This is a genomic window from Paenisporosarcina cavernae (assembly GCF_003595195.1).
GTDB classification, from domain to species: Bacteria; Bacillota; Bacilli; order Bacillales_A; family Planococcaceae; genus Paenisporosarcina; species Paenisporosarcina cavernae.
This window is the reverse complement of sequence record NZ_CP032418.1, coordinates 1,374,016-1,400,753: the sequence shown is the minus strand read 5'-3', so window position 1 is coordinate 1,400,753 and position 26,738 is coordinate 1,374,016. Positions and strand designations below refer to the sequence as shown.

General features: G+C 39.2%; 36 protein-coding genes. 35 read left to right on the top strand and 1 reads right to left on the bottom strand.

What is annotated here, in order from left to right; all coding sequences use genetic code 11:
• The first annotated feature begins 201 nt into the window (after positions 1 to 201).
• The 15 genes from D3873_RS07105 (at position 202) to D3873_RS07045 (ending at position 9,572) form a co-directional block, all read left to right on the top strand.
• Positions 202 to 2,160 carry an AAA family ATPase gene (locus D3873_RS07105; protein WP_119883406.1) on the top strand — a complete coding sequence of 653 codons (1,959 nt, stop codon included), beginning with the start codon at positions 202 to 204 and terminating at the stop codon, positions 2,158 to 2,160.
• Positions 2,157 to 3,047, top strand: a complete 891-nt coding sequence (locus D3873_RS07100; protein WP_119883405.1) for a recombinase RecT — start codon at positions 2,157 to 2,159, stop codon at positions 3,045 to 3,047. Before D3873_RS07105 ends, D3873_RS07100 begins: the two co-directional genes overlap by 4 nt.
• A 21-nt stretch (positions 3,048 to 3,068) precedes the next feature.
• The gene (locus tag D3873_RS07095; protein WP_119883404.1) at positions 3,069 to 3,512 is read left to right on the top strand and encodes a hypothetical protein; all 444 of its coding nucleotides are present in this window, start codon (positions 3,069 to 3,071) and stop codon (positions 3,510 to 3,512) included.
• 28 nt (positions 3,513 to 3,540) lie between these two features.
• Complete coding sequence (locus tag D3873_RS07090; RefSeq protein ID WP_338014642.1) at positions 3,541 to 4,200, top strand: MBL fold metallo-hydrolase; 660 nt, start codon at positions 3,541 to 3,543, stop codon at positions 4,198 to 4,200.
• A gap of 16 nt (positions 4,201 to 4,216) precedes the next feature.
• The gene (locus tag D3873_RS07085; protein WP_119883402.1) at positions 4,217 to 5,014 is read left to right on the top strand and encodes an LvrA C-terminal domain-related protein; all 798 of its coding nucleotides are present in this window, start codon (positions 4,217 to 4,219) and stop codon (positions 5,012 to 5,014) included.
• Complete coding sequence (locus D3873_RS07080; protein ID WP_162920160.1) at positions 4,944 to 5,804, top strand: DnaA ATPase domain-containing protein; 861 nt, start codon at positions 4,944 to 4,946, stop codon at positions 5,802 to 5,804. The genes D3873_RS07085 and D3873_RS07080 overlap by 71 nt, the downstream gene beginning before the upstream one ends.
• Positions 5,801 to 6,010 (top strand): hypothetical protein, encoded by a 210-nt coding sequence (locus D3873_RS07075; protein ID WP_119883400.1) that lies wholly within the window; start codon positions 5,801 to 5,803, stop codon positions 6,008 to 6,010. Before D3873_RS07080 ends, D3873_RS07075 begins: the two co-directional genes overlap by 4 nt.
• Positions 5,977 to 6,198, top strand: a complete 222-nt coding sequence (locus D3873_RS13375) for a hypothetical protein (RefSeq protein WP_119882447.1) — start codon at positions 5,977 to 5,979, stop codon at positions 6,196 to 6,198. Before D3873_RS07075 ends, D3873_RS13375 begins: the two co-directional genes overlap by 34 nt.
• Positions 6,182 to 6,517 (top strand): hypothetical protein, encoded by a 336-nt coding sequence (locus D3873_RS07070; RefSeq protein WP_119883399.1) that lies wholly within the window; start codon positions 6,182 to 6,184, stop codon positions 6,515 to 6,517. The genes D3873_RS13375 and D3873_RS07070 overlap by 17 nt, the downstream gene beginning before the upstream one ends.
• An 11-nt stretch (positions 6,518 to 6,528) precedes the next feature.
• On the top strand, positions 6,529 to 6,702 hold the full coding sequence (locus D3873_RS13370; RefSeq protein ID WP_162920108.1) for a hypothetical protein: 174 nt from the start codon (positions 6,529 to 6,531) through the stop codon (positions 6,700 to 6,702).
• Between the two features lie 77 nt (positions 6,703 to 6,779).
• On the top strand, positions 6,780 to 7,181 hold the full coding sequence (locus D3873_RS07065; protein ID WP_119883398.1) for a YfdP family phage-associated protein: 402 nt from the start codon (positions 6,780 to 6,782) through the stop codon (positions 7,179 to 7,181).
• Between the two features lie 32 nt (positions 7,182 to 7,213).
• A complete protein-coding gene (locus D3873_RS07060; RefSeq protein WP_119883397.1) occupies positions 7,214 to 7,924 on the top strand; it encodes a hypothetical protein in 711 nt (236 codons plus the stop codon).
• Positions 7,924 to 8,367, top strand: coding sequence for a DUF1064 domain-containing protein (locus D3873_RS07055; protein ID WP_119883396.1), 444 nt, complete (start codon positions 7,924 to 7,926; stop codon positions 8,365 to 8,367). Before D3873_RS07060 ends, D3873_RS07055 begins: the two co-directional genes overlap by 1 nt.
• Before the next feature lie 19 nt (positions 8,368 to 8,386).
• Positions 8,387 to 8,662, top strand: a complete 276-nt coding sequence (locus tag D3873_RS07050) for a hypothetical protein (protein ID WP_119883395.1) — start codon at positions 8,387 to 8,389, stop codon at positions 8,660 to 8,662.
• Positions 8,663 to 8,765: 103 nt separating this feature from the next.
• The gene (locus tag D3873_RS07045; RefSeq protein WP_119883394.1) at positions 8,766 to 9,572 is read left to right on the top strand and encodes a DNA adenine methylase; all 807 of its coding nucleotides are present in this window, start codon (positions 8,766 to 8,768) and stop codon (positions 9,570 to 9,572) included.
• Positions 9,573 to 9,576: 4 nt separating this feature from the next.
• Here the strand turns inward: D3873_RS07045 and D3873_RS07040 are convergent, their stop codons facing one another.
• The gene (locus D3873_RS07040; RefSeq protein WP_119883393.1) at positions 9,577 to 9,798 is read right to left on the bottom strand and encodes a hypothetical protein; all 222 of its coding nucleotides are present in this window, start codon (positions 9,796 to 9,798) and stop codon (positions 9,577 to 9,579) included.
• Positions 9,799 to 10,041: 243 nt separating this feature from the next.
• Here D3873_RS07040 and D3873_RS07035 point away from each other — a divergent pair, with 243 nt between their 5' ends.
• The 20 genes from D3873_RS07035 to D3873_RS06955 all read left to right on the top strand — a co-directional run bounded on the left by D3873_RS07035 (position 10,042) and on the right by D3873_RS06955 (position 26,724).
• Complete coding sequence (locus D3873_RS07035; protein WP_119883392.1) at positions 10,042 to 10,236, top strand: hypothetical protein; 195 nt, start codon at positions 10,042 to 10,044, stop codon at positions 10,234 to 10,236.
• Positions 10,237 to 10,246: 10 nt separating this feature from the next.
• Complete coding sequence (locus D3873_RS13365; RefSeq protein ID WP_162920159.1) at positions 10,247 to 10,414, top strand: hypothetical protein; 168 nt, start codon at positions 10,247 to 10,249, stop codon at positions 10,412 to 10,414.
• Positions 10,411 to 10,623: a hypothetical protein gene (locus tag D3873_RS07030; RefSeq protein ID WP_119883391.1), complete on the top strand. Its 213-nt coding sequence runs from the start codon at positions 10,411 to 10,413 to the stop codon at positions 10,621 to 10,623. The genes D3873_RS13365 and D3873_RS07030 overlap by 4 nt, the downstream gene beginning before the upstream one ends.
• A gap of 19 nt (positions 10,624 to 10,642) precedes the next feature.
• Positions 10,643 to 11,071 (top strand): hypothetical protein, encoded by a 429-nt coding sequence (locus D3873_RS07025; protein WP_119883390.1) that lies wholly within the window; start codon positions 10,643 to 10,645, stop codon positions 11,069 to 11,071.
• Between the two features lie 164 nt (positions 11,072 to 11,235).
• Positions 11,236 to 11,469 carry a hypothetical protein gene (locus D3873_RS07020; protein WP_119883389.1) on the top strand — a complete coding sequence of 78 codons (234 nt, stop codon included), beginning with the start codon at positions 11,236 to 11,238 and terminating at the stop codon, positions 11,467 to 11,469.
• Between the two features lie 138 nt (positions 11,470 to 11,607).
• Positions 11,608 to 12,081, top strand: a complete 474-nt coding sequence (locus tag D3873_RS07015; protein ID WP_238473753.1) for a COG3415 family protein — start codon at positions 11,608 to 11,610, stop codon at positions 12,079 to 12,081.
• Complete coding sequence (terL, locus tag D3873_RS07010; protein WP_119883387.1) at positions 12,047 to 13,552, top strand: phage terminase large subunit; 1,506 nt, start codon at positions 12,047 to 12,049, stop codon at positions 13,550 to 13,552. The genes D3873_RS07015 and terL overlap by 35 nt, the downstream gene beginning before the upstream one ends.
• A gap of 32 nt (positions 13,553 to 13,584) precedes the next feature.
• Complete coding sequence (locus D3873_RS07005; protein ID WP_119883386.1) at positions 13,585 to 13,797, top strand: hypothetical protein; 213 nt, start codon at positions 13,585 to 13,587, stop codon at positions 13,795 to 13,797.
• 3 nt (positions 13,798 to 13,800) lie between these two features.
• Complete coding sequence (locus D3873_RS07000; RefSeq protein WP_119883385.1) at positions 13,801 to 15,534, top strand: portal protein; 1,734 nt, start codon at positions 13,801 to 13,803, stop codon at positions 15,532 to 15,534.
• 80 nt (positions 15,535 to 15,614) lie between these two features.
• A complete protein-coding gene (locus D3873_RS06995) occupies positions 15,615 to 16,496 on the top strand; it encodes a hypothetical protein (protein WP_119883384.1) in 882 nt (293 codons plus the stop codon).
• Between the two features lie 24 nt (positions 16,497 to 16,520).
• On the top strand, positions 16,521 to 17,348 hold the full coding sequence (locus tag D3873_RS06990; RefSeq protein WP_119883383.1) for a phage major capsid protein: 828 nt from the start codon (positions 16,521 to 16,523) through the stop codon (positions 17,346 to 17,348).
• Between the two features lie 17 nt (positions 17,349 to 17,365).
• Positions 17,366 to 17,539, top strand: a complete 174-nt coding sequence (locus tag D3873_RS13360) for a hypothetical protein (protein ID WP_162920088.1) — start codon at positions 17,366 to 17,368, stop codon at positions 17,537 to 17,539.
• A 65-nt stretch (positions 17,540 to 17,604) separates the two neighbouring features.
• On the top strand, positions 17,605 to 17,988 hold the full coding sequence (locus D3873_RS06985) for a hypothetical protein (protein ID WP_119883382.1): 384 nt from the start codon (positions 17,605 to 17,607) through the stop codon (positions 17,986 to 17,988).
• The gene (locus D3873_RS06980; protein ID WP_119883381.1) at positions 17,988 to 19,778 is read left to right on the top strand and encodes a phage tail fiber domain-containing protein; all 1,791 of its coding nucleotides are present in this window, start codon (positions 17,988 to 17,990) and stop codon (positions 19,776 to 19,778) included. Before D3873_RS06985 ends, D3873_RS06980 begins: the two co-directional genes overlap by 1 nt.
• A 12-nt stretch (positions 19,779 to 19,790) precedes the next feature.
• Complete coding sequence (locus tag D3873_RS06975; protein ID WP_119883380.1) at positions 19,791 to 20,783, top strand: hypothetical protein; 993 nt, start codon at positions 19,791 to 19,793, stop codon at positions 20,781 to 20,783.
• Positions 20,784 to 20,795: 12 nt separating this feature from the next.
• On the top strand, positions 20,796 to 21,101 hold the full coding sequence (locus D3873_RS06970) for a hypothetical protein (protein ID WP_119883379.1): 306 nt from the start codon (positions 20,796 to 20,798) through the stop codon (positions 21,099 to 21,101).
• Positions 21,102 to 21,113: 12 nt separating this feature from the next.
• A complete protein-coding gene (locus tag D3873_RS06965) occupies positions 21,114 to 21,491 on the top strand; it encodes a hypothetical protein (RefSeq protein WP_119883378.1) in 378 nt (125 codons plus the stop codon).
• Positions 21,478 to 21,639: a hypothetical protein gene (locus D3873_RS13355; protein WP_162920158.1), complete on the top strand. Its 162-nt coding sequence runs from the start codon at positions 21,478 to 21,480 to the stop codon at positions 21,637 to 21,639. Before D3873_RS06965 ends, D3873_RS13355 begins: the two co-directional genes overlap by 14 nt.
• 69 nt (positions 21,640 to 21,708) lie before the next feature.
• Positions 21,709 to 23,364 carry a VgrG-related protein gene (locus D3873_RS06960; RefSeq protein WP_119883377.1) on the top strand — a complete coding sequence of 552 codons (1,656 nt, stop codon included), beginning with the start codon at positions 21,709 to 21,711 and terminating at the stop codon, positions 23,362 to 23,364.
• 6 nt (positions 23,365 to 23,370) lie between these two features.
• Positions 23,371 to 26,724: a hypothetical protein gene (locus D3873_RS06955; RefSeq protein WP_119883376.1), complete on the top strand. Its 3,354-nt coding sequence runs from the start codon at positions 23,371 to 23,373 to the stop codon at positions 26,722 to 26,724.
• Positions 26,725 to 26,738: the final 14 nt, after the last annotated feature.

The following is a 26,738-nucleotide window of genomic DNA, read 5'->3' as shown; positions in this document are numbered from 1 at the left end:
GAAAGACACAAATCTATCATCTGTCGTGTAAGTAATGGACGAGCATTTAGCAGAAGGATATGAAGTGAAGAAAGTGATTTTTAAAGGGACGACAGAGCTATTGGTACAAAAATAGCCCACTGCTACCAACAGTGGACCTAAAACTAAAGAAGTCCCCTATAGAATACAACATTCTTTCATAAGGGGCAAGGAGGCAGGCATTTGAAAACGATTAAATTACTCTCAATGGAGTTAGAGAACTTCAAAGGGATTAAAAATTTTTCGCTAGTTCTAAATGGTAATTCAGTCAATGTCTACGGTGATAATGCGGTTGGTAAATCTACGTTATTTGATGGATTTGTGTGGTTACTTTTCGATAAGGATTCGCATAACGACAAGGATTTTTCTATTAAGACACTAAATGCTAACGGTAACGAGCTACACAACTTAAATCACTCTGTACAAGGATTGTTTGAAGTTGATGGTACCGAAGTTGAATTGAAGAAAGTCTACAAGGAAGTGTGGACTCGGAAACGAGGATCTGCTGAATCTACATTTACAGGACATGAAACGGATTACTACATCGATGGTGTGCCAAAGAAGAAAAAGGAATACACCGAATTTGTCGATTCCATTGTGAAAGAGGATTTGTTCAAGCTGATCACTAGCCCAACATTTTTCAATGAGCAGCTGAAATGGAAAGATCGTCGTGACATTCTCCTGACGATCAGTGGTGATGTGACAGATGAAGAAGTATTTGCCACAAACAAAGAAGTAGCTGCACTACCTATTTTGTTAAAAGGACGCGCGATTGACGATCATCGTAAAGTCATTGCCGAACGTCGAAAAAAAATAAATGAAGAGCTACTAACTATTCCAGTAAGGATTGATGAAATCACGAAATCTATTCCGGAAAGCAATGAAAACCTCGATGAATTAAAAGGTGAAGTAGCTGGGATTCAATTGCAAATTGACCAGGCAAACAACCAAATCAATAACATTCGTAATGGTAATTCTGTGAAAGAAAAAGAGCTCCATATAACGGAATTGACACAAACATTAAGAACGTTCGAACATGAATTTTTGAATGAAGAAACAAAAGAATTACGCGAAAAACAAGCGAAATGGCAAGAAGCTGAACAGAATGTTCTATTTGGACAACGTGAAATCCAAAAACATGAAGAAGAGATCAAGTGGGTAAACGAGAACATTCAGAAGCTTGATCGACAAATGGAAGAGCTAAGGAACCGCTGGAATTCTATTGATCAAGAACGCTTTGAATTTCACGGAAATACAGAGTGCCCAACATGTGGACAGGCTCTTCAAAAAGAAAGAGTGGATGAGGTTAAACAAAAAGCACTCGAGGCATTTAATTTAAATAAATCCAATCGATTACAGGCAATTTCGGCGGAAGGTAATGCATTGAAAGAACGAAAACTTTCCCTTGAAGATGACTTGCATATACAAACTGGAAATCTCGAAAAATCACGGCTAATTTTCATTGATTTGATGCATGATGAACAAAACCTTGCGAACGAGTTAGATGGTCTTGAGTCGAACGTGAAGGACGTAAAAGAAGAATCAGAATACAAAAAGCTACATGCACAAATTGATGAATTGAAATCTGCCATCCAATCGGAAAAAGAAGAATTGGTAGAAGTTGTTCAAGGCATTGAATCAGAAATTGCAGATCTGCGAAGTGAAATGCGTGAGAAGAATACAGTCATTGCAGCGCAAGCTAATGTTGAAAACTTGAAGGCTCGTATTCAGGAGTTAACCGAAAATGAATCATTACTAGCAGCCGAATTCCAAAAGCTAGATCACGAGTTGCACTTAACCGAAGAATTCATTCGAGCGAAAGTGGATCTCTTAACCGACAAGATAAATGGCAAATTCAAACTAGCAAACTTTAAATTGTTTGAGAACCAAATCAATGGAGGTCTTCAAGAAGTTTGCGAGACAACGTATAACGGAGTCGATTATAGTTCGTTAAACAATGCGATGCGAATCAATGTCGGACTAGATATTATCCAAACACTATCGGAGCATTACGGCATTTATGCGCCAATATTCGTGGACAATGCCGAGGCAGTTACGAAGCTAAATGCAATCGATACACAAATCGTTTCGCTGATCGTTAGCGAGCAAGATAAAACATTACGAGTGGAGGAATCACAATGAGCGAATTAGCACTGATCAAGAAAGATACGGTTGATATCGTCGCAAACAAAGTGAAGGAATTTCAGGAAGCAGGAGAGTTACATTTCCCAGCTGACTACAGTCCAGAAAATGCCATGAAATCAGCATGGCTGATGTTGCAAGAAATCAAAACAGGCAAAAACGATGGTTACAGACCAGCACTGCAGGTTTGTTCTAAAGATAGTATCGCCAATAGTTTGCTAGATATGGTCGTCCAAGGATTAAATCCGGCAAAGAAGCAAGGTTATTTCATCGTTTATGGAAAGACACTGACTTTCCAACGTTCCTATTTTGGAACAATGGCTGTAACAAAACGAGTGACCGGCGCTAAGAGTATTGATGCCCAAGTCATTTACGAAGGCGACGAAGTTGATTATGAAATGGTCAACGGACGAGTTCGCAATCTCTCACACAAGCAAAAGTTTGGTAGTCAAAACAAAGCTATTATCGGAGCATACTGCACGGTTATTGAACATGACAATAATGTTTACACAGAAATTATGACAATCGAAGAAATTAAAAAGTCATGGGGACAATCAAAACAAAATCCAAATAGTGCTGATTCAACACACAGCAAATTCCCACAAGAAATGGCCAAGCGTACAGTAATCAATCGAGCATGTAAAAAATTGATGAATACATCGGATGATAATTCACTTGTGATGACACATTACCGAAAATCCGACGAAGCATCACAAGATGCTGAACTACAAGAAGAGATACAAACGAATGCTAACAAGGAAGTATTAGATATGGATGACTACATCGTGAACGAGGAAACAGGGGAAATTACAGAACCACTTGAGGAACAAACTGAAGAAGTGTCTGAACCTGTTTTTGAATCAGAATCCAACGGACCTGGTTTCTAATGATTGAGAGGAGTGGAAATTGTGACAAAAACTCACGGTCAATCGGGTACAAAGCTTTATTACATTTGGGTTGAAATGAGACAAAGATGTGGGAACAGTGACCATCCGAAATTCAAATTATATGGTGGGCGAGGCATTCAGGTTTGTGGAGATTGGGAGCGATTTGAAAATTTTTATGCTTGGGCAAAAAAAGTTGGATACAGAGAAGGATTATCCTTAGATCGCATAAATAACAACGATGGCTACTACCCGAATAATTGTCGTTGGGCAAATCAGTATGTGCAAATGAACAACACGAGGACAAATAAGTACATCAAATACAGAGGCAAGACTCAGAGTTTGGCTAAATGGGCTAAAGAATTGAATCTGAATTACAACACTTTACGAAGTCGTTCAAGACTTGGGTGGACAGCAGAGGAAATGTTTGAAACTCCGACGCTAAGTAGAAATCATGCTCGAAATTAAATCGTTCGGTAGTGGTAGCTCAGGAAACATGTATACAGTTTCTGATGGTGAATCCAAAATAATGCTGGAAGCAGGAATATCCATCAAAAGAATTAACACTGCGCTAGGTTTTCAAACAACAAATCTAGCGGGTGTTTTACTAAGTCACTCTCACAAGGACCATTCAGTAGCAATAAAAGATTTAGTAAGGCTTGGTGTAGATTGCTACATGAGCAAAGGAACTGCTAATGAGTTGCAAATTAACCATCACAGAATTAAGTGTGTTGAAGCGAAAAAAACATTTCGAATTGGTACATTTACGATTTTGCCGTTTGAAGTTGAGCATGACACCGACACACCGTTTGGATACTTAATCAAAAGTGATAATGGATCGAAACTACTCTTTGCCACCGACACTTATTTTATACGATACAAGTTTGTCGGACTGAATTATTTGATGTTGGAGTGTAACTATTGCCAGTCGGTGTTGGATGCAAATAACAAGTCTGGCCGATTACCAAAAGGACTCCGCCAACGCATTATGAAATCGCATTTCAGCCTTGAGAATGTACTCGATTTTCTTCGTTCAAACGATTTATCGTGTCTGCAAGAAATATGGTTATTGCATCTTTCTGATAGCAATTCAGATGAGCAATTAATACGAGACGAAGTAGCGAAAGTTACAGGGAAAATGATTCACATTCCATAGGAAAGGAGATCTTGGAATGAGCAAATACAGAAGTGTACAAGTGAGCTTTTGGCAAGATGCCTTTGTCTTAGACCTCACTCCTGAAGAGAAGTATTTTTACATTTATCTCATGACCAATAGTAAGACAAACCAAATTGGTATCTATGAGTTGCCAAAAAGAATCATCGAGATTGAAACGGGATACAACCGCGAAACAGTCGAGAAGCTCTTAGAACGTTTTGTTGAATACGAAAAAATCTTTTATTCCGAAGAAACGAAAGAAATCATGTTGCGCAATTGGACGAAATACAACTGGAATAGTAGTCCTAAAGTCGTGCAAAAAGCGCAAGATGATTTGCGCAAAGTGAAAAATGAAGAGTTTTGCGCAAGGTATCTCGAAACCCTTGAGAATAAAGGGATTGATACAGTATCAATACAGTATGGATACGATATCGCCAAAGAAAAAGAAAAAGAAAAAGAAAAAGAAAAAGAAAAAGAAAAAGATAATAAAAGCATCGATACGCATGCGCAATTTTCAGAGTGGTGGGAAATCTACAACAAGAAAAAAGACAAGCCTCGAGCAGAAAAAGCCTTTGCGGCTGTTACGAAGAAATTTGGCTATCCAATACTCGTTTCAAAAACAAGAGATTACGTGAGTGGCTTTGACGATCCGAATGACACGTATAAAAAGCATCCCACCACTTTCTTAAATTCGTTTGATCCTGATAATGATTACCAGCAGTCAAAGAGGGGAGACAATCGTTTTGGAAAAAATCGATTCAACAGTGAGCAAGAAGCTACAAGAGTTAAAAACGAATTTGGTCTTCCATTCTGAGACATGTGATAAGCACGAGATACGGGCACATGGAAATGTTGTATCGAATCCAGTTCAAATGATGGTGATTGACGGACAAGTTGTTTGCCCGAGATGTGAACTCGAAAACGAAAGTCTAAAAGTGGCCAATGCTCTAAAGCAGGAACATGAGGAACGGTTAAAAAATATCTTCACTTCCAGAAGTGTGGTTACAGACGAAACTCTCCTAAAAGCAAGTTTTGCTACCTACACTCGAAATCTAGTAGAAGATTCGGAGGAAAAGCTAAACAAATCGCTTGCTGAGAAGTATGCACAAGATTATTTGGACGGAAAGATATTCAACCTCATTTTTCAAGGTAAGCAAGGGACGGGGAAAAGCCATTTATCCTATTCCATCTTGCGCGAAGTAAACGAGAAATCGAAGGGTACATCTTGTGTATTTGTGGAGTGGGCAGTCGTTATACAAAGCATTCGAGATTCTTACAAATACCGTGATCAGCAAGATGATGAATCTTACTACATCGATTTATTATCGAAAGTTGATTTGCTTGTGATTGACGACTTAGGCTCTGAGACTGGGGCGACAGATACGGAGAAAACCGCAACAGACTTTGTGCATCGAGTCTTGAAACTTGTCGGAACTGCAAGGCAATCGAAGTCAACGATTGTCACAACGAATTTAAGCGGAGAGCAGCTGGTAAAGATGTACGACAGTAAAACTATTTCACGATTGTTGAAAAATCCCGAGTACATCATGTTCACCAATGCTCCTGATAAACGTATTGCGAAAGATAAAGGAGTTACATCATGAATGTCCTACTCAACCAAATGATAATCGCTGCAGGACTCTGGAAAGAACACAAGCATCAAATATTCCAAGAACAATTCGAAAACCATTTAACAAACTTCTGCTTTACATACGGGTTTAGTAGAGAAAAAGCAGAAGAGATATTAATCAACTATATCGAAGAGGGGGAAGTGTCGTGCGCAACCGTCGAAACATCAGCGGGAACTTGAAAACAATTCAAGGAAATCAACGAGATTTTTTTATACAAGAGTTACGTTCCATGGGCATCACAGAAACTCCTGAAGGTCGTCCCATTGGCAGCATGCCTTATCACGAACTTTTGCATATAACCACTATCGAGCGCATTAAACGAGATTATGAGCAGGAGAACGAGGTGCCAAATGAACAGGTACTCTGAGGACTATCGCAACAGCGGTTCGAAAGAAATGGCAGAGATTGAGAAAGAAGCGTATCTACTCAGCCAATTTTCTTCGACATTTGTGAATAAGCAAGGTAAATCAATCCGTCACGCATTTGTCTTTGTGGTGAACCGTGGACGAGGATTTGAAGATTACAAAGCTGTTCGAAGACAAACGACAGATGGGGATGAGATCAAACGAATCCCACGAATCTTAAAAAAGAAAATAGAAACCGAGCCAAGCGAAGAGTTAGCAAAACGACTAGCGCATGCCCAATACATTGAAAGTTTGTATGACTCATGCTTCAAAAACTGGTAGGAGGTGCAGGTATGGAATCGAAAAAGAAAAATGGCGTTATTACCCGGTTAATCATGGCGGATACCTTAGCGAAGTTTCGAGCAGACCATGAACGGCTTATCGATTCGGGATGGATAGATAATGGCGAGAAATTTACGAAGAATGGCTATATCTGTATGGACATGAAATTTGTCGGACGAAACTAAACACAATTTCGTGAAGGGGATGCTGCCGACTTTAGTATCGATGCAATACAAAACCAAAAAAACTGGAGGAAGTCAAAATGAGCAATCATGTAAACCTAGAAACATTTGCAAACGGAGCATTAGCGGAACGAATCAATCTTGAACTATCAAAAGTTTTAGAGAATATTGCGGATCCTAACACAGACCCAAAGAAAGCGCGAAAAGTAACAATGAACATTACACTCAAACCAAATGAATCTCGTAATTTGGCAAGTGTCAGTATTACTGCAAAATGTAATCTTCAACCGGCGAGAGAAATTGAGACGAACTTGATGATTGATTACAACTCAGAAGGTAAAGTCGTTGGTGCTGAGTTGAAGAGTGGCATCCCAGGACAGATGTATGTAGATGAAAATGGGGAAGTGCTAACTGACAGAGGGGAAAAGCCAGCTGAAACGGAAATCGCAAAAAAAGAAAATAAAGTCGTTAATTTCAAATAACTAACACCAACAAATAGAAAAGAGGAACCTAAATGTTAAAAGAATTCGTATCGTACTTACTTGAGTTAAAACGTCCAGAAACAATTGAAGCAGCTGGTAAGGTTTATTCCACAAACCAATTGTATCGACTAGATACAGAACAGAAAGTACAACCAATTGAATTACGTAGCTTATCAGGAATCGTTGACTACATTAAATCGAATTTCGATCACGATCGCAAACTAATGATTCATGTGGAATCGCCTACTCGAGTGAATGTGTTCGACAGTTTGAACGATGTAAATGATCGTAGATCGTATGTAGCAGCAAAAGCATTACTGCCCGAAATCAAGTTTGAACGATTCATTGACCGTGAACAATTTCAAATTATGTTGCAAGCTTGCTTCGTGGAGAACGCTCATAAGCAACAATTACTCAAATTGATCAGTTCTATCACGGAAGAAAATTCTGTTCAAATGACAGACGATGGGCTTTCACAACGTGTAACTGCTAAGACAGGAGTCGCAACTGTGGGGAATGTCGAAATTCCAAACCCTGTCGAGCTGAAACCATTCCGCACTTTCGTAGAAGTAGCACAGCCAGCATCCGAATTTATCTTGCGATTACGTGAAGGTGGACAAGTCGGATTATTCGAGGCAGATGGTGGGGCATGGGAATTAAATGCGATGTCTAATATTGCGAATTACTTAGCCCAGGAGTTGGAAAACGAAATCAATCTTCAGAATGTGTACATCATCGAGTAATGCCGAGCAAGTATAACAATCGAAAAGTAATAATTGATGACAACACATTTGATAGCGCTGCGGAAGCTAAGTATTACGAAGAACTGAAAACGAGACAGAAAGAAGAGAAAATACTCTTCTTTCGTCTTCAACCAAGATACGAAATACAACCTAAGTTTGAAAAAGGAAGTAAAAAGTTCAAGGCAATTACTTATGTCGCTGACTTCGAAATACACCATTTAGACGGATCCATTGAAGTAGTCGACATCAAGGGAATGGAAACGACTGATTTCAAGATTAAGAAGAAAATGTTTGAGTACAAGTTCCCTCACAAATTGACTTTACTTACCTATTCCCATATCGATGGCGGGTTCATCCGACTGGAAGAATTAAAGAAATTTCGAAAAGAAAGAAAAAAAGATCGCTTAGCAAAGAAAGTAGTTAAACCGAAAACAAAAAAATGAATTTGGAAGGGTGGGTCCTTTGAAAAATACATTAGGGGAAATCATCATTTATGAGTTAGAAGATACGCCGAGAATTATAGTAAACAATCAAATAATCAATAATGCAACATTGAAGTGGAATAAAGAAGGCTGCGGACAAGGATTTTTAACCTTAGATGGAATAGCCAAACAAATAAATACCGTTGATGTTATTTACGTTTGGTGTGAATTAGGTTTGAGCGGAAAAATATACATTTATAACAATTACGATGATGAAAAATGGTATTTGCACGGCACTACCAGAGGTTATGCATAACTATTTAATGGGGGATAGAAAATGAAACTAATAGGCTAAGTGTACGATGTCTATTGGATGATGAAACAGATTTTCATTAAACGACACAGAAGGTGGTTCTATCATGGCGGTTCCTAGAATACTTCACTACCCTGGAAGCAAATGGAGTATGGCAGATTGGATTATTGATCACATGCCAGAACACAAAACATATCTAGAACCTTTCTTCGGTTCTGGGGCAGTATTTTTTAATAAAAAATCATCTGGAATTGAGACTATCAACGATATGGATAGCAGTGTAGTAAATTTATTCAAAGTCATTCGTGACCATCCTGAAGAGCTGGCGGCACTAATTGAATGGACTCCGTTTTCAAGAGAAGAGTATTATGCTTCGTACGAATTCGAGACAGGAAATGATATAGAAGATGCGCGAAGATTTCTTGTTAGATGTTGGCAAGCAATCGGAGCTAAGACTTCTGATAGAACAGGATGGCGGAGCCTCATTACTTACAATGGCCCAGACGTTACAAAAGAGTGGAGTAAACTTCCGGAAAAAATTCTGCTGGTAACTAAAAGATTGAAACAAGCTCAAATTGAACATCAACCGGCAGTGAAGCTGTTGGAAAGGTACAAAAGAGAAGACGTGCTTGTATATGCGGATCCGCCATACATCATCGAGACACGAACAAAACGACATTACAAACACGAAATGACAATCGATGATCACATCGAATTACTTGATGTATTGGAAGATCATCCAGGTCCTGTTCTTTTGTCCGGATATGCTCATCAAATTTACGACGATAGGTTAAAACATTGGCACAGAGAAACATTGAATGTTGCAGCAGAAGCAGGTGCAAAGAGACAAGAAGTACTATGGATTAATCAGAAAGCTAGGCATGGATATTTCCAAGAGTCATTGTTTAACTAATGACTTAATTAAACAGCTCATGGAATCCTAAATGCATAGGATAAGCCCATAAATAGCATCCAAATAAACAAACTGGTCCCAACAAAAAGTTAAAAACTTTTGGCGGCAATATTTTTCCTAACAGTATTTTATATACTGAAGCAACAATTACCATGGTGATTATTAGCACAATTAGCGGACCAATGATTTGTTCAGTCGGAAAATCAACATTTTCAAATAAATTCAAAACGCAATCACCTCTTTGTTTGATGTAATTTATATCGACTAGTATTGCTTAAGTTTTTACAAATAACCTAGAAAAGAAGGGATGATATGAAAAAGCAAGAGTACTACCCGTTGCTAGTCTCTTGTGATAAGTGTGGTGTTTGGCAATCGCTAGGCGATGTCGAATATGTTCTTGATTATGTATCGTTCATCCAGTGTGGTAATTGTTGCCATCGACATAGAAACCTTGAGGAGTTGCGTGCTTATGCAAAACAAACACGGAATTACGATTGAGGTGGAACGTCCCCAAAAGGTGCAACACATCCAGCTAAAACGTAAAGGTAGTTGGTTCTTACTCAAGCTAGATGATGGCATTCGAGAACAATGGCTTTATGACCGGTTCGAAGGGAAAGAACTTCGCGCATTGAAAAAAGAAGGATGGAAAGTCGTAACGAAATGAGGTGGAACAATTGGAGCTATTTTGGTTACTCATGATGGTGTTGTTCGGATTTGTCGCAGGAATGTTCATCGGCAAGGTCGACGGTGAGACAAAGGGACATGCTAGGGGATGGAAAGAAGGTCATGCAGTTGGGTTTGAGAGTGCCAGTAATAAAGAGTGGTTGCGTAACAAACGATGAAGTATTTTGCGCTGGATCAGATTGATTTAGATTTAGGATTTAGCCAAAAAGAAATCGAGGAATTTATTGAGATGTGGCAGAGCGAAATATCTCTGCTTAACATCTCGAAAAAAATGAAACGAAAGAAAATTGAGCTTGCTATCTTAGTGATTGATCTAGCAGAAAGAAAGAAAATCAAACAGAGAAAACAAGGGTTAGATGGTTTATAAATAAAGGGGGTCGGTTTAAGTGAAAATGTTGGCTAACTATTTGGATTTGTGTGCAACACTTGAAACAATCGAACTGGACCTGGAACGTGTAAATGCAGATATGGATTATTGGTTCGGGAAAGGCAGTTACATGTTGGGGAGTATTGGAGCTACGAAGTTTGGTTCCAAAGAGGCAATCGAACGTGTGGACTTATTTCATAACAGAAAACATGAAATTATGCAGCGTAAAGAGCACTATGAAGTAATGAAAAAGGATTATGAAAGAGCATTAGGAAAACTAAATAGAATTGAGTATGCAATCATGAAAAAAGTAGTAGTTGATCGCAAGTCCTTAAAAGAGATTTCCGATGAATTAAATTTGTCATATGGCTACGTTCGAAATGTTTCTGCGAAATGTGACAAAATATTACACACCTACTTGACCAACAGTGTGTTACTCTATAAATAAGCAGTATTGAATCTACGCAGCCAGTGCATGTGTAGGGGATATACTAAGGTAGTAAAATTAAATAAGAATTTTAGAAACGCTTGGGCATATCTCTAAGCGTTTTTTATATTAAGCAGGAAAATATCTCCTTTTTGTAGAAGTGTACAGAAAAAGGAGGAATTCTTATGAAAAAAGAAACTAAGTTCTTCAATACTGTTAGAAAATTAATAGTTCTAAATGATGGTGATTATTATTTCCAAACGGATATTACATTTATTGGCGATGGAAAGTACATGTGTCGAGGTGTTGATTTGGATAAGAATATTACCACTAAAATAGTTGTTATTGAAGATGAAAACCCCGAGTTTAAGTTTGCAAACTACTTAGAATTACTGGTAGATGGTAAAGTTGAGGGTTAAAAAAGAGCATCCTTAGGGGTGCTTTTTATATGTCTAAAAATGCAAATAGCGTGAAAGGGTGATTGCGATGGGAAAGTAAAAAAAGGTGGAGCTAAAGGAAAGTTTGCTTACTGGATAACAGAAGATGGCTTACTCAAAGTGAACGGTTGGGCAAGAGACGGACTGACAGATGAACAAATTGCTCAAAATATGGGCATTGCAGTTTCCACATTAAACGACTGGAAGAACAAGTTCCCAGAGTTTTTGGAGTCCTTAAAAAAGGGCAAAGAGATTGTTGACCGCCAAGTCGAAAATGCCTTACTTAAAAGAGCACTTGGATATCGATATGATGAAATTACCAAGGAGTATGCTGAACACTTTAACAAGGAGACAGGAAAAACTGAAATGGTAATGATTGAAACAAAAAGGGTTACAAAGGAAGTCCAACCAGATACAACTGCACAAATCTTTTGGTTGAAAAATAGAAAACCGAAAGAGTGGAGAGATAAACAGGAAATCGAGCACTCAGGTGAGACAACGCATAATGTGAATAATCAAGTGGATTTAAGCAGCTTGTCAGTGGAGGAGTTGAAAAAGCTTGAAAACATCCTCTCTAAAACTGCCATCACTTGATGAAGTTAAAAAGGCGATCGCCAGAAGAAATTACATCGATTATGTTGTTTATGCGCATGAAGGAAGATATCAAATTGCTCCACACACCGAATTTATCGGTAACATCATTCAATCTGCAGTTGATAAAAAGAAACGTATGCGAGATGGTGACATACCAACAGAGAACCAATACATCGCAATTAACATGCCACCTCGTCATTCAAAATCAATGACAATAACGGAAACTGCACCAAGTTATTACTTAGGACATTTTCCAGAAGACCGGGTTATTGAAATCAGCTATAACGATACATTTGCTCGTAAGTTTGGTAAGAAGAACAAAGAAAAGATTCGACAATACGGCAACGATATCTTTGGTATAGAAATAGCAAAAGATAGTTCAGCGCACGATGAGTGGACTCTCTCAAACAATATAGGCGGAATGATTAGTCGAGGAGTTCTATCTGGTATCACTGGTCAAGGTGCCGACTTAATGATTATTGACGATCCAATTAAGAACAGGGAAGAAGCAAATAGCGAAAATCATCGGGAAAAGATTTGGGATGAATGGATAGACTCTTTCTCCTCGCGTTTGCATCCAGGTGCAATTGTTATCCTCATTCTTACACGGTGGCACGAAGACGATTTACAAGGCAGATTGCTAAATCCCGAATATGGCCAACCGTTGAATTGGGAGGTTTACAACTTCCCACTTGAAGCAGAAGAAAACGATTTGCTTGGTCGCAAGATTGGCGAGCCTTTGTGGCCTGAGAGATATAGCTATTCGTTTATCGCTGAAAGAAAGAGATACCCTGCCTCTTTCAATTCCCTTTACCAAGGAAGACCTACTGCACATGAAGGAAACATGGTGAAAAGAGATTGGTGGAAAAAGTACGATACCTTACCTGTGTTGCAACGTATGATCATCAGTGTGGATGCAACGTTCAAAGATAGTGATACATCCGATTATGTTTCTATTCAAGCTTGGGGAAAGACAGGCATTAATGCATATCTCGTGGACAGAGATAAAAGGCGGATGGATTTTCCAACAACCTTAGAAGCCATCAAAACAATGAAAAAGCGTTATCCAAAGGCAACAGGCATTTTTATTGAGGACAAAGCAAACGGTTCGGCTATTATCTCGATGCTACGTAAACATTTGCCGGGTATCATTCCTGTTAATCCAAAGGGAAGTAAAATAGCTCGTGTGAGTGCGGTATCAGATTACATTCGTTCAGGTAATGTATGGGTGCCGAAAAATGAACCTTGGACTACAGAATTCATTGATGAGTGGTCAGCATTCCCAAGAGGGAAAAATGACGATGATGTGGATTCAGGTTCACAGGCTTTAAACAAATTGTTTTATTACAATGCAGATGTTCCAGAAGCACATGATCCTGATAATCCAACACCAAAAGAGATACACGAGTCAGCCGTACGAACAATGACTGGTGGCTCACCTCAAATAAACGATTTTATGGACTGGGATTAAATGAATTCACAGACTGCTAGGAGGAATTAAATATGGATTATCTTATCGGGCTACTCACAGGAGTGGTTCTTTTTATTGTCTTTTATCTAGGGTATCGGATGGGATTAGGACACAATCAAGTCCCAAAAGCCAAACCACCGGATATGGATCCAGAAGAACAACAACGATTAAAAAAATTGAATGAGGACTTTGCGAACATATTTAGCTATGACGTGAAAACAGCTCTTCAACGGAAGAAGGTGTAACGCTTGGAACAAACGAAAGATTGGGAATTATACGAAGCTGGCAAGCGTTATAACAATCGTTTAGAACCGAACTACTACGATACGGTGACTGCCAATTTAGAATTCTTTAACGGGAATCAGTGGCGCAATCTGAAAGTAGAGAAATTGCCTCAACCTGTTTTTAATATCATCAAACGAGTGATTACGTTCTTTATTGCTTCACTCACATCTTCAAAAAGTAAACTGCATCTAGAGCCACTAACCGATACGGATCTCGTAGATGGTCAACCTAGTCCTGCAGAAATAGCGAATGCTCAGATACAAACGTTATTTGAGAAGTTCAAAATGGATTTTAAAGTGAAGGATGCTCTATTTGATGCAGCTATTACTGGTGATGCTTGTGCGCATTTATATTTCGATATGTCGAAGAAACCTTACGGAAAAGCTTTTAAAGATATCAAAGGAGAAATTAGCTTCGAATTAGTCGATGGTGCGAATGTCTATTTTGGCAATGCAAACAATCCTAAAGTAGAAGGACAGCCATACATTATCATTTCAGGTCGTGATATGGTCGCAAACTTAAAGGATGAAGCAAAACGATTCAAAGCGAACCAATCGGATATCGATAATATTCAGAGCGATCACTTATACTTAGAACAATCTGCGGATGCAGGTAAGATTGAAGTTGAAGAGCTCGATATTGAGGGTGATGAAACAGGTAAGGCTCTGTATATAATCATTTATCGATTAAACAAAGAAAAAGGCACCATACACGTTAGTAAGAGTATCGAATCGTCTTATATTTACAAAGACATTGATACAGGTTTGCAGGGATATCCAGTCGCTTGGATGAACTGGGAGAAACAAAAGAATCAATATCATGGTCGAGCACTTTGTACAGGCATGTTGCCAAATCAAATCTTCATCAATCGTATGTTTGCGATGGTGATGTATCACCTTATGATGACGGCTTTCCCTAAAGCAGTGTACAACGCAGATTTAATGAGCTCGTGGTCCAATGAAATTGGGATGGCCATACCCGTATCGGGATTAGGCGGTGAAAACAGCATTAATAACGTCGCAGGATATTTAAATCCAGGCAATATGTCGAATCAGATTATCCAAGCGATTGAGCTGGCGATGGAGTACACAAAAGAAATGCTAGGTGCATCTGATGCTGCACTTGGTAACGTAGATCCAAAGAATACTTCAGCAATTATTGCGGTTCAGAAATCTTCATCGGTACCACTCGAAAACCCACGTGCGAATTTGTATGAGTGGATTGAGGATATCGGACAAATCCTATTTGACATGATGGGTACTTATTATGGCCAACGACCAGTAGTGATGGATATAGAAGGGATGAAACAATTAGTCGAATTCGATTTTAACCAGTTGAAAGATATGTGGTTTAACATTCGAGCAGATGTTGGGGAATCTTCTTATTGGTCAGAGATTGCAGCATTACAAACTCTAGACCGATTGCTTGAGGGAAAATACTTAGACATCATCGACTATTTAGATCGAGTTCCTGATGAGTATATTCCTCAAAAACAAGAATTAATCAGTAAAATTCAAGAACGTATGCAACAACAAGAAGCAATGCAAGCACAACAAAGCCAACCAATGGATCCTGCTAGTTTAATTCAACAATTATCACCAGAAGAACAGCAGGCATTTCAAAATGCACCACCAGAAGTTCAAAACCAAATATTAAGTCAACTGCAAACACCACAAGGGCAAGGGATGCCAATGTAGGTGTTTTTATATTGTCCTGGAGAATGACAGTAAAAGTCTCACAATATTTCGCTCACCATAGCGAAGGAGGATTTATTTATATGTTTATGCCAACAATCGCCAACCATAGCGAACCGTTTTTATTACGTGTTAATCTACAGCATTTTGCTGGAGAAGAAGTAGTTGATTTACCAGTAGAAGAGTCTCTCGAGTCACCCAGCTTTGAAGAGACAGACGATTTTTTAAGTTTCGAGGATGAATTGGAATCAGCAGAGGATACCACACCAGTTGATGATGTTTTAAATGAGGAGGAAGAACCTCTTTCAAATGAGCAAGTAGAAGAACAGTTACCTCCATCGTTTAAAGTGAAATTCAACCACGAAGAACAAGAAATCGGTTATGAAGATGCCGTGCCACTCATTCAAAAAGGAATGAATTACGACAAACTGCAGGAACGATTGCAACAACTTGAAACAGATCCACGACTTTCCTTTATTGAAGAAATGGCGAAAGAAGCTGGAATGGACACTCAACAGTTCCTAGATTATGCAAAACAATCTCGTGAGCAAGCAAAGCTAGATGAACTGATTCAACAAAACATTCCAGAAGAATATGCTCGCGAAATCTTGGAAAGTAAAAAATTCCGAGAAGAGCAACAACAGGAAAAGCAACGTCAGCAAGAGGAACAAAAACGTAACGAGGAGTTCACGGAGTTCTTCCAATTCTTCAAAGAAGCGAACGAGCGAGACTTTGACCCGAAGACGGACCAAATCCCACCAGAAGTTTGGCAACGTCATGAGCAAGGTGTTCCACTTCGTTATGCGTACATGGAACAACACATGCAGAATTTGCAGAACCAACTCAAAACGTACAAACAGAATGACCAAAATGCAAAACGTGCCACAGTTGGTAGTCTTACGAATCTCGGAACAGACGAACCAGCTTCAGAGGATGACTTCCTCAAAGGATTCAATTCAATCTAAAAACATTATTAGGAGTGAACAAACATGGTAGTAAACTTAGCAAGCAAGTATGAGAAAAAAGTCGACGAACGATTCAAATTAAAGTCTCTAACAGAAGCAGCGGTAAACCATGAGTATGATTGGAATGGTGTAGACACAATTAAAGTGTACTCTGTACCTACTGTTGGAATGAACGATTATGTGAAAACAGGTACTTCTCGTTATGGATCAGCAGCGGAACTGGATAACACAGTCCAAACAATGCTGTTAACTCGTGACCGTTCATTCACATTCACAATCGATAAAGCGAATGAGCAAGATACAAACGGTACAATGGCGGCAGGAAAAGCATTAGCTCGACAAGTGGATGAAGTAATCGTTCCTGAAATTGATGTGTACCGTTTAGCTACAATGTCTGCGGCTGCAGTTGCTAACGGACATACAACTACAGCTGCTGTAACATCATCTAATGCATATAGTTCGGTACTTGATGGAACTGAGAAACTAGATGATAAGAAAGTTCCTCAAGGTGGTCGATTATTGTATGTGACTACTAGCTTCTACAAGCTGATTAAACTATCACCAGATTTTATTAAATCTACTGAGATTGCACAGAAGATGCTTATTAACGGTCAGGTGGGTGAATTAGATGGAATGAAAGTAATTAAAGTCCCGTCTTCTTACATGCCGGCTAACACACCTTTCTTAATCTGTCACCCTGTAGCTACTGTAGGAGCTCAAAAACTAGAAGATTACAAGATTCATGACAACCCTCCAGGTGTAAACGGAAAACTAGTTGAAGGTCGTAACCGTTATGATGCTTTTGTGCTTGAAAATAAAAAGAACGCTCTATACGTTCACAAAACAATATAATAAAGGGGTTTTAGACTATGGAAATTAAATTCAAAATTAAAGATGGTAAAGATATCTTGGTAGCTCGTGATCCAATTCAAGTTGCAGCATTTGAAAAAGCAGGATTTGAACCAGCTACAAAAGCTGATCGCGATAAATTATATGGTGAGAAAGTTGAAGCACCTGGTACAAACGAAGGCGAAACGGAATAACAACTAAAGGGCGGGGGAACCTGCCCTTTTTTCATTTGTAAAACAAGTAGAAAGTAGGTGGCCAAATGCCTGTCACAGCACAAGCGGTATTTGATCGTGCGCTTACCTTAATGGATGAAGTGTTAGAAACAGGTGTTATCGCGACAGAAACACCTGCCTATTACAAAACAAAAGCTATTCAAACATTGAATATCCTACAACTCGAATTACTGCCAATCACGGCAGTATTTATTCCGATCAATGACTTGACTGAACCTTTACAAGTGAATGACAGACAAGCATACCTCGTCCTTCCGTATGGACTTGCAGCACATTTGTTAATTAATGATGACTTAACTATCTCTTCTTTCTTTAACGCTCGATACGACGAATTAAAGAAGAAATATTCATCTGTTAGTACTCCAGAACCGATTGTCGATGTTTATAGTGTGCTAGGAGTTGAAGGCTGATGGCGCAATTAGTCACGAATATACCAGCTCCACCGCCCTTACTTCGTGTGGAACCGTTTAAAGGTATTAACTTGAGTGTTACTCCAACGCAAATAGACCAAAGCCAAGCATCCGATATGTTAAACATGCATGTGGATGAGCGTGGTGCATTAAATAAACGCACTGGGTATGAAAAGAAGTTTGACGTTTCACTTGGTCTAGGTGCAATTAATGGTATTCACTTATTTCATCATGAGAACGGTGAAATCTTGCTTCTTGCGCACGGAACAAAACTGTATAAGCAACAAGACAACGAACAACCGGTTGAATTGTATACAGGAATTGCAGATAACTCAGTCTCATTCTTTGAATATGGAGGAAAGTGTTATATCCAAGACGGAACTAATTATTTAGTCTTTGACGGGACTTCCGTTGAAGAAATTGTGCCCTATATTCCGACACTTCTAATCAGTAAATTGCCAGGTGAAAATGGCGGAGGGGCGTTGTACGAGGATTTAAATTTACTTGGAGCAGGTTTTAAAGAAACATTCTCAGGTGATGGTACCGCAAAAGACTTCTATCTTTCGTTAAAGGATTTGGATGCGACACCAGCCATCGTAAAAGTAGATAATGTTCTCAAAACAATTACAACCGATTACACATTTGATGCAATTACAGGCAAAGTGACCTTTGTTACTGCCCCAAGTACTGGCACAAATAATGTGGAGATTACCGCCTATAAAACACAACCGAGCTTTGCGGATCGCATTAAGAAATGTCGTTTCAACGTTATCTTTGGTGGCTCCAATGATACAAGGGTATTCGTGAGCGGAAATCCTATTTATCCTTCTCAAGTGTGGCGGAGTGGATTGCAGGATCCAACGTACTTTCCGGAAAACGGATTTTATAAAATCGGGACTGATGCAGAAAAGGTGCAAGGTTTCACCAAACAATATGATTATCTTGTGATTGAAAAAGAACGTTCCAAATGGGTGATGCGATTTGAATTGCAAAATGGGGAACCATCATTTCCGTTAAAGCCAATTAATGATCAAGTAGGGACAATTGCGTCGAAGTCCATTCAGACAATCGAAAACAATCCCATATCTCTTGATAAAACTGGCGTATACATTCTGACTGCATCAACCGTTCGTGATGAACGAAATGTGCAGCATGTCAGCGAGAACATAGATAATGCGTTGTTAAGAGAACCAAATCTAGAGTCAGCAATCTCCTTTGATCACGATCGTAAGTATTGGCTAGCGGTTAACAGCAAAGTATATATTTTCGATTATTCGATTGGTGAATGGTTCATCTACGACAACATCAAAGCAAGCGCTTTTATCGAAATTGAGGACGAGTTTTATTTCGCTTCTTCTGAAGAGGGAATGATGTATCGCTTTTTCAAAGAAAGTGAAGCTACACCGTTTAACGATAATGGTGAGCCAATCAATGCGTATTGGCGTTCCAAGCAATTCGTTTTTTCAGCTGATGAACTTCGTAAACTGGTGGAGAAAGTGTATTTCGGAATGAAGCCAATGACGAGGACTAGCGTGGATTTATATTACATTTCGAACAAAAAAGAAAGTGATCTAGTGAAAAGTTCTCGAATGGATTTACTCGATTTTCGAAATATCGATTTCAATAACTGGTCATTCATTTTGTCGCAATTTCCACAGGAAGCAATGGCAAAAATAAAAGCGAAGAAGATCACACATTTTCAGTTGTTGATGAAAAATGACAAATTAGACGAAGGACTTGGATTGTTATCGATAGGTATTAAATATCGTTATCAATCCCCAGTTAAGTAAAGAGGTGATGATATGCCATTACAAAAGTTAAATGCATTTACTAAAAAGGTGCAGGATCTTGCGGACAAACCAAATGCGACGATGACTGCAGCAGAAGTGAAGGCACAGTTTGATGCTGCACCAGATGAGGTCCGAGTGTATTTGAACCAATTAATTGATGCCCTCAAATCGACAGCTGAGGGAGACAGTGGAGCAGATAACATCTCGGTAACAGCGATTGCAGATATAGCTGGAACGACTGTACAAGAATTATTGGAAAGTCTAAAAGCACTTGATGATTCCAATAAAGCATACTTACTCGGGCAAATACAAGGGATTGTTCTCGGGCAAATTCCAGACAATTCCATTACCCTTGAGAAATTAGCCTTTAGCATAGCATCTACAGCGAGTGACGTTTCCTTATCAGATGAGGGCAATTACTACACATCCGAAAACACTGAAGGTGCTTTACAAGAAGTCGGTCTAGAGTTAGACACTTTAAAGTCCGATACTGACAATAAGGTTTTATCCGTGCGTGACGCTATTGTTGGTAAGGGTGGGACAGTCACGCAAGTGGGAGAAGTGCCGACAGCTAGTGAGTTAGTTGAAGGGGTTAGTGGATTACCAACTGCAAATAGAACGGGAACACCGTCATTACTTAATCCCACTAATTTATCACTTGATAATACAGACAAAACGTTACTGACGATTAGCGGGACTAATTTAGTATTGAAGTCAATTTCTGTATTAGGAACATATTATGCGGGAGGTTCTTCTCCTGAATATGTCTACAGTCAGATGAGTATGACCATAACCATTGATGGGGTTGTTGTTCGTCCGACAACTCTACAATATCCCTTTGCTTATAATACTGATGGCTCGGCACTAAATAACGGAAATATGACAGAAGTTTATGTGTTCGAAGATGTGGAGTTTTCGACATTGTCAATATCCGCCAAGATGACCAACGCAACGTATAACAACCAACTAAATATATACACGTGGGTTATGTATCATGTTTTATAAGGAGGATAACCATTGACCGTCGCAAAGATTAACCATATAGCAACAAACAGCGTATTGAATACAAGTCTAATCATAGTAACGGGTAAAGGTAAACTAAATATGATTCAAGTGTCTACCCAAGGGAAATTTACACTAAAGATAGATGGAGTCACACAAATCAACGACACTTATTTCCCGTGGCACAATACTTACTCAAACAAACCCACTAGCGAATTAAAGGCACTTGATATTCCATTCAATACTTCATTCGAATTACTTAAAGGTTCATTTATGAGCAACAAAGCAGGAACAACCATGATTTCTTATGAGTTAGATTAGGGAGGAATAAGCATGACAAGTAATTTTATTGTCCAAGGGGACTCCGTTTATAAGTCCGAGGAAATAGTGACCGATACACAAACAGTTTCGATTACTTCATATTATGATCAAGCAACACACATTCGTTTATCGACGGACAAGGAAACCATTCTATCAAATGGAACGGATGTTGCTACCGTGACCGCGAGGCTATATAACTATGAGGGGCAATACCAAGTAGGGAGCAATGATTCTGTTACCTTTTCGATTGATGGAGCAGAACAAACACTCTCTCTAATTGATGGGCAAGTATCTATTGAAGTCACGTCCGATGTAGTTGACGATATTCTCATAACTTGCCATGCTCCAAATGTAAGAATTGGGGAGGTAGTTATCCGTGCCCAAACTTAAAAAAATTGAGAAGAAAGCAAAGGGGTTTCATGTCGGAAAGAGTGACCGTGAGAAGAAGAAAGATTCTCTGAAAGTGAAAGCGAATCCCACAAATAAGGATATAATGGAAATGTTAAATCTAATTTTAGACAAATTAGATGAACGTTAGAAATATTATTGCGTAACTATACTAACACCAAATGTGGTGTATTTTTTATGTCTAGAATGAGGTGAAATAATGGCCGCAATCAATCAAAGTACACTAAACGAGATTTACAAGAAGTCTCAAGCAGGTATTGCAATGTCAGCGCCAACGAAAGAAAAACAAGCCATTTACGATATGTACAAGTCCTCGCCAAAGGTCAAACCAACCAGCGGTGGAATTAACGATTATCAAATGAATGAAATCATCCGTAAAGCTCAATCCGGTATTCAATTAGATAAACCAACAGGCGAAAAGAACGCAATCTACAATGCATACGCAAATGTGAAACCTAAAGAGCCTACTCAAGCAACCAACTACATTGACCAAATTAACGCCATGTTTGAACAACAAAAACAAGCGCAGTTAGCTCAGTTTAATGCTCAACGTGATCGTGCAATTGGACAGATCAATCAACAAAAAGCAGAACTCGCACCTGCTTATGCAGATAAGCGTAACCAAGCAGATGTTGTCAACGCTCAGAATGTCTCCAAACTTCGTGAACTGATGGCAGCTAACGGTTTAACAGCATCTGGTGAGAACGTTACTTCGCAAGTGGCGTTAGGTTCTGCGCGACAAGGGGCATTAAATCAGCTGAACATGCAAGAACAACAACAACGAAATGATTATGATCGTCGTATCTCTGACTTGAATGATCCACGTGAAGTAGAATCATTAATTGCTGCCTTGGAAGCCGATAAATCAAAAGCATTGTTAGAATCTCAACGTTATCAAGACCAAATGAATTACCAACGTGAGAGAGATTCTGTGAATGATGGTTGGAGACAGAATGAGTGGAATTATCAAACTGGACGTGACAATGTCTCAGATAATCGCTGGCAACAGCAATGGGACTATCAGAAGTCTCGTGATACTGTTGGGGATAAACGATGGAATCAAGAGTTTCAGCAGGACAACCAACGTTATGCGCAGGAAAAAGCATGGCGTGAGTATACGTACAAAAATATGTCCGCATCTGAAAAGGCACAAATGGCACAGAATGCTTCTCAATTTGGAGAAGAAATGGCATGGAAAATGTATGCACTTGAGTACCAAGGTGAAGTAGATAAATCTATAGCCCAAACAGAAATGGAGGGCTACATGAACGGTGGAAATTTTCCTAGTGGGACAGGGTTAGGTGCTCTGTCCCAAAAATATGAATCTTCAGGTAATCCTGGTACAGTTGCACGGAATGCAGGGGATATTGGTGGAGCTTCTTACGGGAGTTATCAGCTGACAACTGCATCAGGAAATGCACAAGCTTTTGCGAATAAATATGGTGGCGCACTAAAAGGATTGAAAGCAGGCACAAGCTCATTCGATAATGCTTGGAAACAAGAAGCAGTTAGAAATCCAAGCAAGTTCGCAAATGCACAACATAGCTACATCAAAGCCACTCATTTTGATCCAGTGGTAAAAGCTAATCCATGGATTTTGAAATACCCGAAAGCCGTTCAAGATGCAGTATGGTCCACTGCAGTTCAGCATGGTGTTGGTGGAGCGAAGAACATCTTGAATAAAGTGGCCAGAGTTGGTATGACTCCACAAGCGATGATTAAAGCTATTTACAATGAGCGAGGAAGAAACAATGGATTGGCATATTTCCCTAGTTCCTCAGCGAATATTCGACAAAGCGTGGTGGCAAGATTCCAACGAGAGAAAAACGATGCACTTAGCATGTTGAGAGGATGATAGGAAATGGCAACGAACTTTAATCGAAGTAAATACCAAGATACGTTTGAAAAGCGTTTTGGTAAGGGTTCCTATGATTCAGGCTTAGCAACTGCTCGAGACATCGGTTATACGAAAGCGCGTGCTGAACTTGAAAAGGCAGCATACAACGAACGAGTTCGAGCATTTGAAGCAGAAATGAAGGAACAAAAAAGTGCGCGTGAAAAGGCAGCAAAAGAAGCGAAAAAGAAAAAAGAAGATACTTCTGTCATCGATGAATTAGTGAAGAACAAAAAAGAGAGCAACTCAAACGAGCCGGATAAAGACAAGCTAGATAGTATTTTAGGGTTCCTTCGTGTCGATAAGAATAAACATGCGAAGAAAGATGATGGTAATTTCTTTTTGGACTTAGTGAATGCTGGTAAGCGAGCAGTGAAAGCAGCCAATCCATTTGATGATGTTGGATTTGGAGATGCCATGATGAAAAGCGCAATGGAGTTTGATAAAGAAAAGTCCAAGCAATTTGATTCGGTTGATCGTTTCGCAGGACGTGCTACCAACTCAGCATCGATGGGCATCATGGGCAACTTGGACAAGCGAATGCGAAACGGGGAACTTCCTGACTACCTAACTAAGCGTAAGCTTGGAGAAGGTGGCGGAGTGGACATGTTAGCGGATTTAACTGGTTATCTTGTTCCTGGTGCAGCTATCGCAAGAGGTCTTAAAGGTACGAAGTTAGGTGCAAATACTGCCAAAGATATCTTATCTAAACCACTTACAAAAGAAACTGCCAAGAAACTTGCGAAAGAAACAAGCAAAGAAGGTGCTGCAGTTGGTGCCATTATGTCAGCCATTGAAATTGGTGGGCGTGAAGCACTCAATCCCAACGATACGAACTGGAAACAGAACCTTGCGCAGTTTGGAATCGAAACAGGTGCAGGAGCCGTATTAGATCCACTCGCGACATTAGGATTGTCCAAGCTCGCATCGAAGGTAAAAAAGCCTGAGTTAAGTCCTGCAGCTAAAAAGATATTTGTGGATCCGGTGAAAAAAACCGAACCGAAAGCAGATATTCCTTTCTCCATTAATCCTAACCGTCCAAGTCATGCAGAACTGATGGATGCGTATAATGGAAAAGACGTAAAGAATACATCAGGTATAACTCCTATACAAAGCATGACAAAGAAGAAAGATGCTAAGGGTAAACCTACTGAACAGTTAGAAACGCAGGTTGAGAAGTATGAAAATGATACTGGGCTTTATAAAGAACTTGCAGAAGATGCAGTTCGTAATTCTGAGTTATGGAAAGACAAGCCGGCTGTTTCATATGGAAGAGAGACTTTAGAGCGAAACTTCGAGGATATCGCAAGCGCAGAAGATGCTGCAAAATTAAAAGCATTGTATGTTGAACCAGTGAGACAGAAAGAGACCGAACGAATTAAATTTGTGAATGCACAACGAGATGCAGTAAGAGCGCATGGGATTAAGCCGAAAAGTAAAGATGATAAATTAGTGCAAATGTACGGAGAAAAGAAAATTAGTTTAGATCAACTGAAAGAAGAAACTCCTAACTGGCAAAAAGTTGTCGAAGTATCAAATTGGTATCGTCAAAATTACGATGAGTTAATTGGAAGAGCGAATGCACTCCTGGTTAAAGCAGGCGAAAAGCCAATCGAAATGCGAAAAGACTACTTTCCGCATTACAAAGGAATCGATGAATTCTACAGCGTGTTAAAAAAGTTTGGTTTTGACGTTGAAAATAATAATCTGCCTACAGATATTAACGGTCTTACGGAAAACTTTAAGCCAAACAAAAAATGGTTCTCTGCAGCGATGCAAAGAAAAACTGATGAAACAACTTTTGGTGCAGTTGAAGGATTCGATAGATACCTTGAAGGGATATCTCAGCTTATCTATCACACGGAAAACATTAAAAAGCTACGAGCACTTGAACGTGCTCTTCGAAGTAAACACGAAGGCGAAACACATCTGTCGAATTTAGTTTCAAATCTCAAAGAGCAAGGAAATCTTATGGCTGGAAAAAAAGCTTCAGTAGATCGAATTGTAGAAGAACGATTCGGACGCAAGGTATACAATCTATTAGAAACAGTAAAGCAGCGTACTGGATTGAATATGCTTGGATATAATGTTGGTTCTGCCACAACTGCATTTATTCCTTTGACTCATGCTGCAGCAACTACATCTAAAAAAGCATTTACTAAAGGAATGTTCGATACGCTTACTAACATTGCTCGTAATGATGGTTTTGCGGAGAAATCAGGATTTTTAACTCGGAGATTGGGTTCAAAACCACTAGTATCAAACCTATGGAATAAGGTAGAGAATAATTCAATGTGGATGATGGAAATGGTAGATAAATTCACTTCTCAAACCATAGTTCGCGGTAAATATTACGATTTATTAGACAAAGGATTACCTGAGGAAGAAGCAATGAAAGAGGCAGATGCATGGGCAGGAAGAGTTATTACAGATCGCTCGAAAGGACAACAACCTATTATGTTTGCATCTAAAACACTTGGACCTTTAATGCAGTTCCAAGTTGAAGTAAACAATCAACTGTCATTTTTATTTAAGGATATTCCTCGGAATGCAAAAAATAAAACTCAATTAATGTCACAAATGGCACAAGCCGTTGTTTATGGTATGTTAATAAATGAAGTATATGAAAAAGTCTTGGGAAGACGGCCAGCTTTTGATCCAATAGGAGTGTACTTGGAAGCCTCAGAGAATTATTCGAATGAGGATATGTCTCCAGAGGAAGCATTTGGAAGAACAGCTAAGGATGTTGCAAACCAATTACCTTTCGTCTCTGGATTTACTAACGGGGGACGATACCCAATCAATGCAGCACTACCTAGTATCAACATAGATGATTATTCTCAAGGAAAAACAACCGTAGTAAACGAATTGATGAAACCAGCTAAATATTTAATTGCCCCTGCCGGTGGTGGGCAAGGGTTTAAAATATATGATGGTGTGACAACCTTGCTGGATGAAGGGGTTTATAATGCAGGTGGTAATTTAAAATATCCAGTCGAGCAGAATACAGAGAATGCACTCCGTGCTTCCATTTTAGGAAAAAGCTCTTTACCAGAGACACAAGATTACTATGATAAACCTTTTGGGGAACGGAAAGCATTGGGAAGTAAACAAACTGCACAATTCGAAATAGCGAAAGAAAAGGATGTCGCAAAAGAGTTTTACGAGTATATCCTTGCTAAACGAAAAGCGGAATCAAAAGAGAAAAAAATGAAAGACGCTAATAAAGCGGTAATTGAGATTCAGAAAGATGAAACTTTAACCGATAAAGAACGTAAGAAAAGAATAGATAGAATTTTAGAAGATTTAAATATTGAATAGAAAAGGTGGTATGG